Here is a 14,539-nt window from a genome sequence, read left to right as displayed (position 1 = left end):
GAATAAAGCAAAAGGCCTCGTTTCTATATTTCGGTAAAAAGTAGGCATGAGTGAATACCAATCGACCATTAAACGATTCTTCTGTCCCTTACGTTTCGTTTATCTACGTGGTACAGTGAAAGGACTATGACCGGAACGGGTGATCGTATGAAGGAACCAATTCACATATCGGTGCGTCCACTTGTGGAATATGTGCATCGGAGCGGCAGCATTCATAGCGGCTTTCGATCGAATAGCAGTATGCTCGAAGGAACTCGCGTGCATCAGGTTATCCAGAAAGGTTACAAGGAGCATGACCGCAAAGAGGTACATTTACGTACAGAAATTCAGTATAAGGACGAATTGTTTATAATTGAAGGCCGCTGTGACGGACTGATTGAGCTGGATGGCGTATGGACGGTCGATGAAATTAAATCGATCTCTTTGCCTCTCGAAGATATTCAGGGTGACGGTCAACCCGTACACTGGGCGCAAGCATTTCTGTATGCCTATATGATTGCTCGTGAGGAACAACATCATTCCATGCAGGTCCAGCTTACTTATGTGCAGGCACACAGTGAAGACATTCGCCGATTTAGGCGCGAGCTATCCTTTACTGAGCTGGAAGCTTTCGCGCAGGAGATGATTGCTGGTTATGCACCGTATGCATTCCTGCTGAGAGCACATGCGGAAAAGCGGGATGCCAGCATTGCTATGTTGGACTTTCCCTTTGACACGTATCGTTCGGGTCAGCGAACGCTCGCGGGTTCGGTGTACAAGACGATTGCCGAAGGGGTTAACCTGTTTGCCAAAGCGCCTACGGGTATCGGTAAAACGGTATCCACTTTGTTTCCTGCGATCAAGGCGATCGGTGAGGGGCAGGTTAGGCGAGTATATTATGTAACGGCTCGTACCACCACTCGGGCAGCAGCTGAAGAAGCTTATGCCAGAATGCAGACCCAAGGGCTGCACATGCATGTGGTGACTTTGACTGCGAAGGATAAAATATGCTTTAAGGATGAAAATGATTGTGACGCTGGATCATGCAGCATGTGCGAGGGCTACTACGACCGGATCAACGGTGCGGTATCCGATATTTTGGCGAATGAGACGTTAATGACCCGGGCGGTGATTGAGCGTTATGCGCGCAAGCATAAGGTTTGTCCCTTTGAATTTTCGCTGGATGTGGCGTATGCCTCGGATGGTATAATCAGTGATTATAATTATGTTTTCGATCCACGGATTTCTCTGAAAAGATTGCTGGAGGAGCACAAGCGAAAAGGTGTCGTACTGGTGGATGAGGCGCATAATCTGGTAGAACGCGGCCGGGACATGTTTTCGGCGGAAATTTTGAAATCTTCTTTTTTGGAACTGAAACGAGAATTTAAGCTGCTAAGTCCAGAGATTGCTGCGGCTGCGAGTGCAGTGAACGCACATATGATTACGCTGCGCAAGCAATATGCAGACACAGGAAAAGCAGTGGAGACAGTAGCGCCGCAAGAGGTGCTGGAGCTGCTGGTGCCTTTTGTGGAAGCTGCTGAACGTGAACTGGTAACGGGGAGTAGTACAAGTCGCGCAAGCAGTGAAAGTACGGCCTACGCATTGCTTCTGGATACGTATTTGACTGCTCAGAATATGCTGCGGATTGCTGCTTTATATGATGAACGGTACGTTACTTATGTGGAAGCAGGGCGCAGTGAAGTGAGGGTCAAGCTGTTCTGCCTCGATCCTTCTCACTTGCTGGGACAAGCTATTAAGGGCTACCGCTCAGCCATTTATTTTTCCGCGACGTTGACACCGCTTGCTTATTATCGGGACATGCTCGGAGCAAACGAGGAAGATTATACGTTACAGGTTCCTTCCCCTTTCCATCAGGAGCAATGGGATGTACGTCTGCTGCCGCTCTCCATCCGTTATCGGGATCGCGAGCGTTCCAAAGGGGCGATTGCGGATATGCTGGCTGCATTGGTTGTGGAACGGAAAGGAAATATGCTTGTGTTTTTCCCGTCCTATCCATACCTGCGTGAGGTATATGAGGAGTTCATGCTTCGGGACGTGTCCGCAAATACGTTGGTACAAAGTCCGGGGATGACCGAACCAGAGCGGGATCGATTCCTAGAGGCCTTCCAGCCTGGGCAAGAGCACACCTTGCTTGGCTTTGCCGTATTGGGTGGTGTGTTTGCTGAAGGTGTTGATTTACCCGGGGATCGCTTAAATGGGGTAGTCGTCGTCGGCGTTGGCTTGCCGCAAATTGGAGCAGAGCGAGATGTGCTGCGGGATTACTTTTCGGAACAGGGACGGAATGGTTTCAACTATGCGTATGTATATCCAGGGATGAACAAGGTTCTTCAGGCAGGTGGCAGGCTTATCCGCACAGAGCACGACGAAGGATTGTTGGTCCTGGTAGATGATCGTTTTGCCAAGGAACCGTATGCTTCTTTGCTGCCAGATGAATGGAAAAGCTACCGTCTGACGGAACAAGCGGGATTAAGGAAGGAATGGATAGACTATGAACTTTAATTTTCATAATGACTCCATACGCGGGGTGCTGCGTAGCTTTGGACATGAGGATGCCGAAGTAGATAATATAGAGACTTTTGTGACATTTGCGCGCTTGGCTAATGGTATTTTCAGAGAAATGGATACAGATTTGACCAAGTTGGGGGCTTCTCAGGGTCGGATTATCGTGCTTAGCCTGTTGCATTGCCACTCCCCACATCGCATGACACCGTCAGAGTTGGCGGAAAAGGCTGATGTGACGCGTGGAACCATGACGGGGTTGATCGACGGATTAGAGCGAGATGGCATGATTGAACGTGTGGCTCATGAGAGTGACGGACGGATGGTGACTGTCGGATTAAAAGAGGCAGGACGAGAGCTATTAAGTAAGATAGTCCCTTATTATACGAAGCTGATTCGGTCGTGTATGTCTGAGTTTACGCCGCAGGATCATCAGATGATGAAGGGTTTGCTGGGGAAAATGAAAGGCGGTTTTGAGCGGTCCTTGCCGAAATGCTGAATTCCTGATATAGGGAATAAGGAATAGGAGAGAGAACATGTTCTTTTATACAGATGAGGTCTATGAAGACCGTGATTTTGGATCAATGGATGCCAGAGAAGGCGAGTGGAAAAATTGCGAGTTTACCCGATGTCGCTTTCGGGGTGTGGAGATGAATGAGTCCCTTGTGGAAGGCTGTACTTTTGTGGACTGTGATTTTACCGGGGCCATTCTGAATGCATCTCACTACAAGGAGTCGGCTTTTACCAATTGTTTGTTCACCAGCGCCAATCTGTTTGTAGTCCGGTTTGATAACTGCAAGCTGGTAGGTTCAGATTTTGCGGGGGCGAATATGGATGGTATCACAATTACGGGCGGAGATTGGTCTTATACGAATTTGCGTCATGCAGATTTAAGAAAACAAGATTTGCGAAAAATACGATTCAAGGAAGCCGACTTATCCGAATGCAATTTGGAAAAAGCAGATTTGCGAGAGGCTGATCTTAGCCGGGTAAGACTGCACAAAGCCCATCTTCAAGGAACAGACCTGCGCGGTGCGAAGATGGATGGCGTGAATTTTAAAGATCTGGACATCACTGGAGCCAAGTTGGATATCGAGCAGGCAGTAGCGGTGGCTCGCTCCTATGGAGCCAAGGTAGAAGGCTAAAAAGCACGGGATACCGATGCTGGTTTTGATCTGGAGTACCCCGTGCGGGTGAAATGGACGGTTGATTCGAAATTGAAGGACTTAATCTTTAGTGGATGCCGGCAGTAGTGGAATTGCTGCTTCCGGGTTCTGGTTTGGCAAATGATCAATTCCCACAGGCTCTAGAGGCTGCTGTGGAACCGTCCAGTTGCGCGCGATATCTACGGCAGTTCGCTGTTCCAGCAAGCGTTTGGCTACTTCATAACATTGATCGACATGCCGATTGCCAATGGTTCGCATAGCAGTAAAGCCAATTGCCGCGGCTAGCCCTTGCCCCAGAAGGGGAACAAACTTGCTAACCTGCTTGGTAGCGATCCGAATGCCCATCTTTTGCAAAATCTGCACGATAACTTCACGGGTGATGAGTCGCCCAATCAGCTTGCTGCCAATCGAAGTGATAAAACCATACACCATGGATTTGGTTTCTGCGTCCAGACCTTCCAGCTGCTTCTCAGATAATCCGAACTTTCCATTAATGGCTGGCAGTAGCTGCATCAAAATGCCAACATCAGCAAGAACGTCAGCCCCTGGAACTGGAACTAATACCGCTCCACCCGAAGCCGCAGCTCTTTTTGTCACCATGGATTTACACTCTTTACGGATCTGCTCCAACTCTTCTATTGTTTGGGCTGTCATATGCATCTCTCCTTCATACGCTTCCGATTAGGACCCATGATTCTACCCTGTTATTACACACATTTCTACCTATCTTAAGCATGGCGCAAGCAAAAAATCCCTGATTCACGCACTATCGCACATTTACTCCTGTGAAGCGATCAGGCATAATGAAGGGTGGTTGCCGATAAGAACAAGCCTGCTTACGGGGATAAAGGAAGGAAGAGACAGATGAGTCAGACAAACGTTTATTTTAATCATGATGGTGGAGTGGATGATCTAGTATCCCTTTTTATGCTGCTTCAGATGGAGCAGGTTCATTTGACCGGAGTATCGGTGATTCCAGCAGATGGTTATCTGGAGCCTGCGACGGATGCCAGCCGTAAAATTATTGATCGTTTTGGACAAAATAAAGGGCCTGTGGAAGTCGCAAAGTCTAATTCACGCGGTAAAAATCCGTTTCCTGCCGCTTGGCGTTTACATTCCTTCTATGTGGATGCATTACCCGTACTGAATGAATCGGGGCGTATGGAAGCACCGCTTTCATCCCTGCCAGCTCATCAGCATCTGATCGAAAAGGTACGCGGAGCTGAAGGTAAAACGCTGTTGCTATTCACTGGACCGCTAACCGATCTGGCGCGGGCGCTGGATGAAGCACCGGATATTGAAGCAAAGATTGAAAAGCTGGTATGGATGGGCGGCACCTTTGAAAAAGGGAATGTGGAAGAGCCGGAGCATGACGGCACAGCAGAGTGGAATGTATTCTGGGACCCAGAAGCGGCATATCGGGTGTGGCAAAGCGGCATCACGATTGATCTGGTAGCGCTGGAAAGCACAAGCAAAGTACCATTAACTCCAGCAGTACGCAATCGTTGGGCTGCCGAGCGCCGATATGAGGGCGTGGATTTCCTAGGCAACTGCTACGCGGGATGTCCGCCGCTCGTCTATAGCGAAACGAACTCAACCTACTACTTGTGGGATGTACTGACCACTGCATCCGTAGGACGCCCGGACATTGTCAAGAAAAAGACGGTGCATTGCAGCGTGATCGCAGAAGGGCCAAGTCAGGGCAGAACGGTGGAACAGGCGGATGGACGTCCTGTGAATCTGGTGTATGATACAGACCCGGAAGCCTTCTTTACGTATATGGCGGATTTGGCCAAGCTGGCTGCTCCCAAACGTTACTAAGTCTGGCAATGTACAGACGTGCGGCATAGGGCGATAATACTGCCTAGTGAGACGTACCCATAACATAAAGCCCGTGAACGTTATGCGTCACGGGCTTCTATTGCATGATATCTCTATATATCACAAGCTAATCTCTGTTTCAGGCAGACTCCTGGTATATTTTCAGGGTGAATTGGAGCGTTATCTCCGTCCCGCTACCAGGTTCACTCCTCCCTGTCATCTTACCCTTCATTCGTTTTAATAGATGTTTGGTAATCTGCCAACCCAAGCCTGGATTACCATATGAGGGGGAGTACCCACGGTCATGTTCAAGCCACAATTTCAATTTATTCGGAGATATACCGATTCCAGTATCCTTCACCTTTAATTCCAGTTCAACCTCAGGTGCATCGGTCACAGATCGGGTGTTTGCAGATAAAGTGACGGTTCCTGTGTTTGTAAACTTCACTGCATTATCTACCAAATTAATCAACATACGGCGAATTTTAGCCTCATCCCCGATAAAAATAGGCGAGCTGGTGAGATTCCAGTCAAGCTTCAACTCTAGATTCCGCTGTGCGGCTACCTCTGTATACAGACTCAATACATTTTCCATCATCGTTCTCAGATCAAACGGATCTTCAATATCATCGATCTGCCTGGACTCTATATTGCTGTAATCCAAAATATTACTCAACAACGTCATAAGCGAGCGACTGCTCGACTCCATGATGCTCATATATTGCTGTTGTTCCTCTGTTAACTCTGTCGTCAGCATGAGGTCGGTGGCTCCCCATATTTCGGTTAGCGAAAACCGAATTTTATTACTCAGGGAAGAGATCAAATCCAGCTTGCTCAGGGCAGAGATCTCAGCATCTATCTTTTCTTTCTCCAGTTCCACCACATAACCCAGAAATACAGCCATAGCCTGTAGGGCCTTCAGTTCGGATTCTGTCAAATGTACAGATGGTGCGTCCAAGATACAAATGGTTCCGTAAGCCTGACCATTTTTCATGCGAATAGGGATTCCTGTAAATGAGTGGTTTCCGATAGTTTTAGTCACATCTAAGTCGCATGTGTGCGGGTGAATAGTCGTTTCTGAAATCGTGAGGTGATCCGCAGGATGATCCAACACCAGACTGCAATAGCTAAGCTCAAAAGGGAGCACATCCCCTTTCTTAACGAGTATCTCTTCCCGGTTAAATGAATCAACGATTACATTCGTAATCCCATCATTAGCGGTAATAAAAATGGTGTTTACATGTAAAATATCACTCAACACATCAATGACGTGCGCGGTAGCCTCTTGAATACTATTATAAAAACCTGTAGGTGAAGTAGTCATGTATCTCCAATCCTGATGCAAAGTGGTGGTTATCCAAAAACTTTAGCAGTTTGTGTATCCCATTCTCGATCCTCTGAATGTGCTTTTGGAGCGTATTGTTAATTATACATGATTATTTCATTATAAACCGATCTTTCTACTTCCATTTACCTATTCGCTTGCGCAAACCTTCATTTTTTAGGTCTAATGCTAGCCTTTCTGGGAAGGTTTTTGTTTGTATTATTACACATTCACGAAAATATATGATTATTTTCATTCTATTTTCATAAATTCATATGTAATCTCATGATATGAAAATTGTGTAATAAAATAGGAGGATAGAACCAGTAATATCATGTAAATATTCTATATAATAGGTTCAGAGGTGGAATTATGAATAGACAAGAAGCCCTAGAACACTTCCTTAAGACCTATGCAGAAGATGTATTGAACCAGAAATTACATCAGGCAGCGTCTTTATATGAACAAAGAAAAGATGAGCTCATCTCTTCTTTTATTCAATCCTTTCAATCGATCTGCCTGCAAGCCCATTCTTCAGAAGTGGCCAAGACAAGGATCGGATACATTACTTATTCTATGAGGCGCACGTATCTGGTGGATCGCAACTATAACTATGTCGTCGAAGCCTATGATAAAAATTGGTTCTTTGATCCTCAACCTTGTTATGGAATCTATGATGCAGGCTGGGCATTCAGCTTTTTAGCAGAATTGGAGGATGAATTGAATCAGCTTCGAAAACCTTATATGAACAAGATTTTTCAGCCTGATGTGGAGCGATTTGTACTCCAGGCTGCAGGGGAATTTCATCAATATATTCTGAAATTAGCGAAAGATGCTATTCAGCAGGTTGTACATTTACCTGAATTCAAGGCCTTGAAATGTGAGGACGATTTGGAAGTAAGAATAGGGGAGTATAAAGGAATCAGTGAGGTGGTGTATTCAAGAGCTTATGGAGTACTACATGATTCAACAGGATAATCGTATTACGGAGTATATGTATCCAGTAGGGACGAATCGCCGGCAGTTATTGGAATGGGCAGAAAGCTCATCATGTGCCGATGAAGAATCTATTTTACAATTTTATGTATCAGGTGATGCGGACTATATTGATTTTATAGAGCATCCGTTACCCATCGTTTCGGAACAACTAAAGGAAATCTTTGATATATATCAAGCCGGATTAAGCTGGAAGTTAGTTGTTTTTGCCGATATGCAGCGAATGCAGCAAACAAGGTATTGGCTGGCAAATCCGCCTAGCCTGATGTGTTTATCACCACGCAGTGAATATCATAGGGACGGTACACTGAAGAAAATCATTTTAGATGAATATGCAGTCGAGAATCATAAAATATTCAGGGTTCAGGGTGCCAATCATCATATCATTGTAGACCTCGATGTGGCTGAATGTATTTTGAAGTTCAATCTGGCAGGCTTGAAATTACAAAAGGTCGATACAGAGGGGCCATCTATACAAAGGAGAGTCTAAGAATGAGTGAGAGCTATGTAGTGGATGGGGCACAGATACATTGCAGCTATGGAAGTCATACAGGAAGATTTAGTGTTTCAGCTAACAGGGGAATTAGTATTGGTGACAAACTACAAGGGAATATTCAGGATTTTCACCCGCAGACGCATATCCCTTCTTTCGGAATGTGTCGTAGTATGCATAATCCTGCAGTCTCTTCTGCTAACAAAGGGAATTCCGGGAAAATCATTCCGCAGTCCTGCAAACCGAGCGTTTCTATGCCTTGGTTGAATGGAAAAAAGGATGTATACGTAGATCAATCTCCGGCTCTGATGAGCTGCTCCACGAACTTATGCATGTGGTGTGGAAAAATCTCGTTCACCACAGACGGGCAGGAATAGTTAACAGATTGTAGGATTTGCATCACATGAAAAGCAACCGGGGGGAGTAAGATGGGACTGGCAGGAACTGTGCTGACTTATGGAAATATTAAAGTAAATGCACCGTATGAGATTATCAGGCTGCTTGATTTTGAATTGACACAGAAGATAAATGAGCACGGCAAGGTGTACATTACTGCTCTCATACCGGATGAGGACCATGCGAAGTATGACGGTTTAGCACATGATGAGGATGTGCTAGAGGTATATGAGATGGATGAAGACCGAGGGACAGTTAGCATCTTTAAAGGAATCGTCACCAATATTAGAATTGCATTCAAAAATGGCGTATATCACATGTACATCGAGGCTGCCTCTTTTACATATCTGATGGATCAACAAAGGAAAAACCGTTCGTTTCAAAACGGCAAATTGACATATTATCAACTATTCCGCGAACTCATAGATGCCTATCCACATGGGGATTTTATTGACCTGACGGACAGCAATCAAAAGTTAGATGGCTTTACTATTCAGTATGGGGAGAGTGACTGGGAGTTTCTGAAAAGAATGGCTTCTCATCTACAAACTGGACTGATTGCCGAGATTACGTCCATGTTCCCGAGACTATGGTTAGGTGCCTCAAAAGAACAGGTGAAAGGTGAACTGCGCAGCATTAACTTTTCCCTCCAAAAAACAAAGTCAGGCCCCCGGTATACATATGCTGAAGTGGAGGATACGAAGCGTTTTGAACTTGGAGATGTCGTCGTGTTTCGACGAAAGCATTGGGTTATTGATCAAATTCATGCAGAGATGAAGCAAGGTATTATGACATATGACTATGTTCTCGTTCCTGAAGAGGGTATTCCGAGGGGGGTCATACATAATCAGTTTATTAAAGGTACCTCTATTGAAGGGAAAGTTATTGATTTAAATAGTGAAAACGAATCCGTTAAACTTCATCTGTCCGTGGATTCCATGCAGTCCAAAGTTGAAGGGTGCTGGTTTTCTTACCCCACTATGTATACCGGAGATGGGATCGGTTGGCATTGCATGCCTGAGCTGGGGGATCATGTCCATTTGTATTTTCCATCTAACAAAGAAAAGGAAGCTCGTGTAGTTCAATCCCTGCGTAAGAGAGACTACAAAGGAGATGAAATCAGTCAACCGTCAAGAAAGCTATTTCATACCAAAACACAAAAAGTGGCGAGATTCGATGATAAGGAATTAGCCCTCTCCACCCAGAAAGACAAGATACTGGTACGCTTAAATCCTGCATCCGGTATTCACGTGTACAGTCATCACGATCTTACCTTTCACGCCGATACAGACCTAGTGCTGCATGGCAAAAAGGTACAGATGACCGCTACTCGCGAAATATCTCTGACGTGCAAAACCAGCTATATCCGAACCGATGGAACGCTTCATATCAAGGCCAGCAAGCTCATGAAAAATCAGGTGCCTGATGCCGAACTGAAAGCTTATAAATCCCTGATTCAAGAATTGAAGGGAAAAGGGTATCCGCAATGGGTGCAGAATTTGCTGCTTCAATTTAAAACGGACTACTACAAAGCCGTGGCAGCCGGGGACAAAAAGGGGGCCAAGGAAGCAGCGGCCAAGGCCAAGCAATTGCGTCAGCAGGTGGCAGAAATAGATCGTATGCCTGCCTGGGCCAGAGCGCAAATGCATGAATACACGTCCCAGTGGTGGGAAGCGCATGGAGCCAACGACAAAGCCAAGCAAAAGCAGATGCATCTTCTCGCGAACCAACTGCGTGACAACGTGCTAATCAACGAGCTGATTCGTGGTCATTCAGCCAAATCCTATCTGGATGCGAATCGGCTGGAGGAGCTGTCCGGACAATACGCAGATGCGGCCCATAAGCTGACCGTTGCCGATCAAAAGGCTATTGCCAAGAAAGCGGCTGCTCTGCGGAGTAAGTATGGCGTGAACAGCCAGCTTGCCAGGGAGAATTTGAACAAGCTTGCCAAGATGTATCCAGACAGCTTCTCGTACAAGCTTCCAACTACAGGCGATTGGGATCAGGAGCTTAACGCCGCACTGCATGATTTTGCGAAAAAATACGGCTTGGAAAATAAGGGTTATGGTCGTGATGTGCTGGCCGTATACCTGCATCAAGTAGCCAATGGCATCCTTCCATGGCCCAAGGTTAATAAGGCTGCAACGCCAACAGTTCCAGCAACGACAACAACGAAAACGGAACCGGGCAAGAAGCCGCCGACTACTCCTGAAAAGCCGACGAAGGAAGAACCGAAGCCTACTCCATCCAACAGTTCTGCCGAGGAGAAAAGGAAAGCAATTGTAGAATTCGCTAAGAAGTTTTTAGGCAAGATTCCTTACTGTATGGATACTAAAATTACAACGATGAAGCTGGACCCCAACAATCCACCTATTTATATGGACTGTTCTGATTTTAGTTCCTCGGTGTACTTTACCATATTAAATGTGCGTATAGGCGGTACTACAAGCGATCAAATCCATCGGGGAACAGAGGTTGACTACAAAGCTTTACGATCCAGTGGGGATTATAAAAATTTGAAGTTAGGTGATTTAATCTTATTTGATTGGGGGAGTGGGGGGAAAACCAAATTCAAAGTAGATCATGTAGGAATATATGTGGGAGATGGAAAGTTCATTCACGAGCATGGTAATGCACAAACTCTTGCTGAAATGAAAAAGGACCTCAAGCCATCTCATAATGTAACAATAGATAAATTAAACACAAATTGGGGAAAAGGTTATGGTCTTATATATTCAAACGTTATCGCAATTAGACGTATTATACAAGATGATGGCTCAATAATTAACAAATAAGAAAATAAGAAAATAAGTAGTAGCTTAAAACATCATAATAATATTTGATTCCAAGGTATTCTCAGGAGAAAATAGTGCTGCCCCGTTTAGCTAGGTAGGCTTTATTGAGAACGGAAGAGGGAGTGGTAAGAAAGTGAATTTTATAAAAATCATATTGATTGTTACTTTTGTAGCCATTATATCGGCATGTAGTGGGTTTAAAGGAGAGGAAGCTTTCTCGTCTCCTCACCCCCAAGAAATATCATCACACAGGGTCACACAAGATAATAGAAATGTTACTGAAAAAGAAGCACGGTGGCTTTTAAATGGAGAAGAAGACCCATATCCGACTCAATTTTTGACCAATTTAGATGATCCTACAGGGAAGACCTATATACGAATCGATGACTTGGTAGATGCGATGCAAACTAAAGAAGAGCGAATAAAATATCGCGGCTCCCAAGTAACTGTCAGTAGAGTATCAAATGATGGAAGTCGAATGGCGATCGTAAGGACAATCTCTGATGTGGAAGAAGGGGGCGAAAAACACATTCTTGAGGTATATGATCTGAACTCAGGAAAAAAAGAGTCCGAGTTTGAACTGCCTTCAACGTCTTACCCTGTAGTCTCTCCTGATTTAAGTAAATATCTTTATGAGTTGAATGGGCAAGTGTATTTATATGATGCAGTAAAGAGGAAAACGACAAAAATAGACATTGGGAAACGTAAAATAGATTTAGGTATCATTAGTTCAGGATTATTTTCTCCAGATGGCACTAGATTCTGTTTTGAGGAAAATGACCAACCAGGCATCATTATGCTGAATCTGTCCGGTATTAGTGGAGTAAAACGTTTACTTACAGGGTCTATGGTTTCGCTTTTGCAATGGGATCAAGAAGATAAATTAATTTATACAATTTCTGAAGAGGACGACAATTACACAAAAGATGTCTATTCATTTGATATAGAGAGCGGAGAAAAAAGGTGGATAACTAAAAGTACGGCACCATTTATACTATCCCCTGATCAAAAATTGGCGCTGTCCGCAGAATACGAAGCATCAAAAATGTATCTGGTTCATCTGAGCGATGGAAGAAAGGAGGATATATCCTCTTTTACTAAAAACCAAGGAATACGCACGGCTCCAATACAGTGGATCGAAGCAAAAACCAATTATATGAAGTATAGCAACAAGGTTAAAGTGAAAAGAATTACTGCCTCTTCTACGCTACCTGATCAGGGTATTCGTTCTTTTAATGTGGACAATTTAACGGATGGAAATTATTCAACCTCTTGGTGTGAAGGAACCAAGGGGGGCGGAGTAGGGGAAACGGTAACTATAGATTTGGGTTCAACTCAAGAGATGAGAGGTATAGATATAACCGATAACTTCATGTGGGTTAATAATAAGTATTTAGACGTAAGTAAAATCAAAAAAATGAAACTTGATTTTTCGAATGGGCAATCTGAAGTGTTTGAGGGCAGTGGGGCACGTTTCAAATTTGATGAACCTATACGGACTTCTTTCGTTAAGATTACCATCCTGGAAGTGAAAAAAGGCGCGGACTTCCCAAATACATGTATAGGTGAGCTGAAGTTATTGTGATGAACAGTAGAAAACGGAAAAAAACTGCAGTATGGATAAGTAAAATTACGTTATTGGTCATGATCTTTTCCATGCTATGCGGGTGTATACAATCGAATGAGGGGCAAAAAGTAGGACAGGAGCGGAATGAAACTTATGCTTCTGTCTCTCAGTCCAAGAAACCTCCTCCAACAAAAAGGGCTGTAAATTGGTTGCTCTTTGAAGCGGAAAATGAAAACATGCCTGTGGACTATCTCGTTGATATGGATGATCCTACAGGCAATACGTTTATTGATACAACTGATATTATTGATCGGTTGTACGCAAGTGAGAAAGAGGATTTCCCTAGAAGTGAGCTGGAAATAATGCGATTTTCTAGTGACGGCAAGACTATAGCACTGAGCAGATATACACATATGATAGATTACAGTGCCATTTTTATTTATGACTTATCCACATATAAAAAGTTGTATGAATTTAATATACCTGATAGGGAATACGTCGTAATATCACCGGATTTAAGTAAATGTGTGTACACCAATAATGGAGATTTTTTTCAATACAATATTCAGGGACGAGTCACTCAAAAACTATCTATTTCCAACTATACTGGTTCGGAAGAATCTATTGGATATAGTGTGTTTTCTCCTAATAGTTCAAAATTATGTATTGAAGATAATGGTACTCTATATATTTTTGATCTGATGGCGAATAAAGAGGTTCAACGAATCACAGTGACCAAGGCAATGCAGGTTTATCAGTGGCTTTATAATAATAAGATAGTTTACCGTTCCTATGATGACGAAAAGTGGTACATGTTGAATTTAGATGACGGAAAGAAGAGGATGTTGGCAGAATTCTCTGAGAACCCTGTTTTAACTTTAGATAACCACAGGGTTGCTTATGTGAATTCGAAGGGTGAAATGCAACAACGAAACATCCAAACAGGTTTGCCTATAAAATACTCCAATCTATTTCACAGGATAGGCTATAACGTGTCCCCTACACAATGGATACAAACAACAACGGATTTAATGAAATATCGAAAAAGTATCCCGGCACGGAAAATCATTGCCTCTTCTACACTTCCAGACCAAGCAGGAAATTCCTATGCTGCCCAAAACATCATGGACGGAGATGCGAGTACAGCCTGGTGTGAAGGAGTTAAAGGAGACGGGATCGGGGAGTGGATCAAAATTGATTTCGGCTCTATGCAAGAACTGAAGGGGTTTGAACTTTTTAATGGTTTAGCCAAGTCATCCAAAGCCTTCCAAGCAAATAATAGAGTTAAACGAATGAAACTGGAGTTTTCAAACGGGCAGACCAGGGTGATAGATAATGATTTTATAAGAAACGAATTTCTTGATAACCCCATTCATACCTCTTTCGTGAAAATAACGATTGAGGCCGTAGAGCGAGGAACTAAATATCACGATACCTGTATGTCGGAGATACGATTCTTCTAGCATTTCTAACAAAGGAGAA

General features: G+C 44.0%; 12 protein-coding genes. 10 read left to right on the top strand and 2 right to left on the bottom strand.

Annotated features, from left to right (window positions below; genetic code table 11):
* Positions 1-126 precede the first annotated feature (126 nt).
* From MKX46_RS13880 to MKX46_RS13870, 3 genes are read left to right on the top strand one after another with little or no spacing between them, the layout of a single operon-like run.
* The gene (locus MKX46_RS13880) at positions 127-2,499 is read left to right on the top strand and encodes an ATP-dependent DNA helicase (protein ID WP_341071354.1); all 2,373 of its coding nucleotides are present in this window, start codon (positions 127-129) and stop codon (positions 2,497-2,499) included.
* Positions 2,489-2,998: a MarR family winged helix-turn-helix transcriptional regulator gene (locus MKX46_RS13875; RefSeq protein WP_029518649.1), complete on the top strand. Its 510-nt coding sequence runs from the start codon at positions 2,489-2,491 to the stop codon at positions 2,996-2,998. Before MKX46_RS13880 ends, MKX46_RS13875 begins: the two co-directional genes overlap by 11 nt.
* Positions 2,999-3,035: 37 nt before the next feature.
* A complete protein-coding gene (locus MKX46_RS13870; RefSeq protein WP_029518648.1) occupies positions 3,036-3,644 on the top strand; it encodes a pentapeptide repeat-containing protein in 609 nt (202 codons plus the stop codon).
* A gap of 81 nt (positions 3,645-3,725) precedes the next feature.
* On the opposite strand, the gene MKX46_RS13865 is transcribed toward MKX46_RS13870, so the two are convergent.
* Entirely contained in the window at positions 3,726-4,319 is a 594-nt protein-coding gene (locus tag MKX46_RS13865; RefSeq protein ID WP_165145925.1) for a hypothetical protein, read from the bottom strand.
* Between the two features lie 210 nt (positions 4,320-4,529).
* On the opposite strand from MKX46_RS13865, the gene MKX46_RS13860 reads away from it, so the two are divergent.
* Complete coding sequence (locus tag MKX46_RS13860; RefSeq protein WP_013312477.1) at positions 4,530-5,486, top strand: nucleoside hydrolase; 957 nt, start codon at positions 4,530-4,532, stop codon at positions 5,484-5,486.
* Positions 5,487-5,625: 139 nt separating this feature from the next.
* On the opposite strand, the gene MKX46_RS13855 is transcribed toward MKX46_RS13860, so the two are convergent.
* Complete coding sequence (locus tag MKX46_RS13855) at positions 5,626-6,810, bottom strand: GAF domain-containing sensor histidine kinase (RefSeq protein ID WP_340933572.1); 1,185 nt, start codon at positions 6,808-6,810, stop codon at positions 5,626-5,628.
* Between the two features lie 372 nt (positions 6,811-7,182).
* Between MKX46_RS13855 and MKX46_RS13850 the strand changes: the two genes are divergently transcribed.
* The 6 genes from MKX46_RS13850 (at position 7,183) to MKX46_RS13825 (ending at position 14,520) form a co-directional block, all read left to right on the top strand.
* Positions 7,183-7,788, top strand: coding sequence for a hypothetical protein (locus MKX46_RS13850; protein ID WP_029518645.1), 606 nt, complete (start codon positions 7,183-7,185; stop codon positions 7,786-7,788).
* Positions 7,772-8,296: a hypothetical protein gene (locus MKX46_RS13845; protein WP_165145931.1), complete on the top strand. Its 525-nt coding sequence runs from the start codon at positions 7,772-7,774 to the stop codon at positions 8,294-8,296. Before MKX46_RS13850 ends, MKX46_RS13845 begins: the two co-directional genes overlap by 17 nt.
* 2 nt (positions 8,297-8,298) lie before the next feature.
* Positions 8,299-8,676 carry a DUF4280 domain-containing protein gene (locus tag MKX46_RS13840; RefSeq protein WP_029518643.1) on the top strand — a complete coding sequence of 126 codons (378 nt, stop codon included), beginning with the start codon at positions 8,299-8,301 and terminating at the stop codon, positions 8,674-8,676.
* A gap of 51 nt (positions 8,677-8,727) precedes the next feature.
* A complete protein-coding gene (locus MKX46_RS13835) occupies positions 8,728-11,490 on the top strand; it encodes an NlpC/P60 family protein (RefSeq protein WP_341071353.1) in 2,763 nt (920 codons plus the stop codon).
* 133 nt (positions 11,491-11,623) lie between these two features.
* On the top strand, positions 11,624-13,075 hold the full coding sequence (locus MKX46_RS13830) for an NADase-type glycan-binding domain-containing protein (protein WP_069010974.1): 1,452 nt from the start codon (positions 11,624-11,626) through the stop codon (positions 13,073-13,075).
* Positions 13,075-14,520, top strand: a complete 1,446-nt coding sequence (locus MKX46_RS13825) for an NADase-type glycan-binding domain-containing protein (protein ID WP_340957254.1) — start codon at positions 13,075-13,077, stop codon at positions 14,518-14,520. The genes MKX46_RS13830 and MKX46_RS13825 overlap by 1 nt, the downstream gene beginning before the upstream one ends.
* Positions 14,521-14,539 lie beyond the last annotated feature (19 nt).

It is taken from the genome of Paenibacillus sp. FSL P4-0113 (genome assembly GCF_038009305.1).
Classification (GTDB): Bacteria; Bacillota; Bacilli; order Paenibacillales; family Paenibacillaceae; genus Paenibacillus; species Paenibacillus polymyxa_D.
This window is presented reverse-complemented; position numbering and strand designations above follow the sequence as displayed.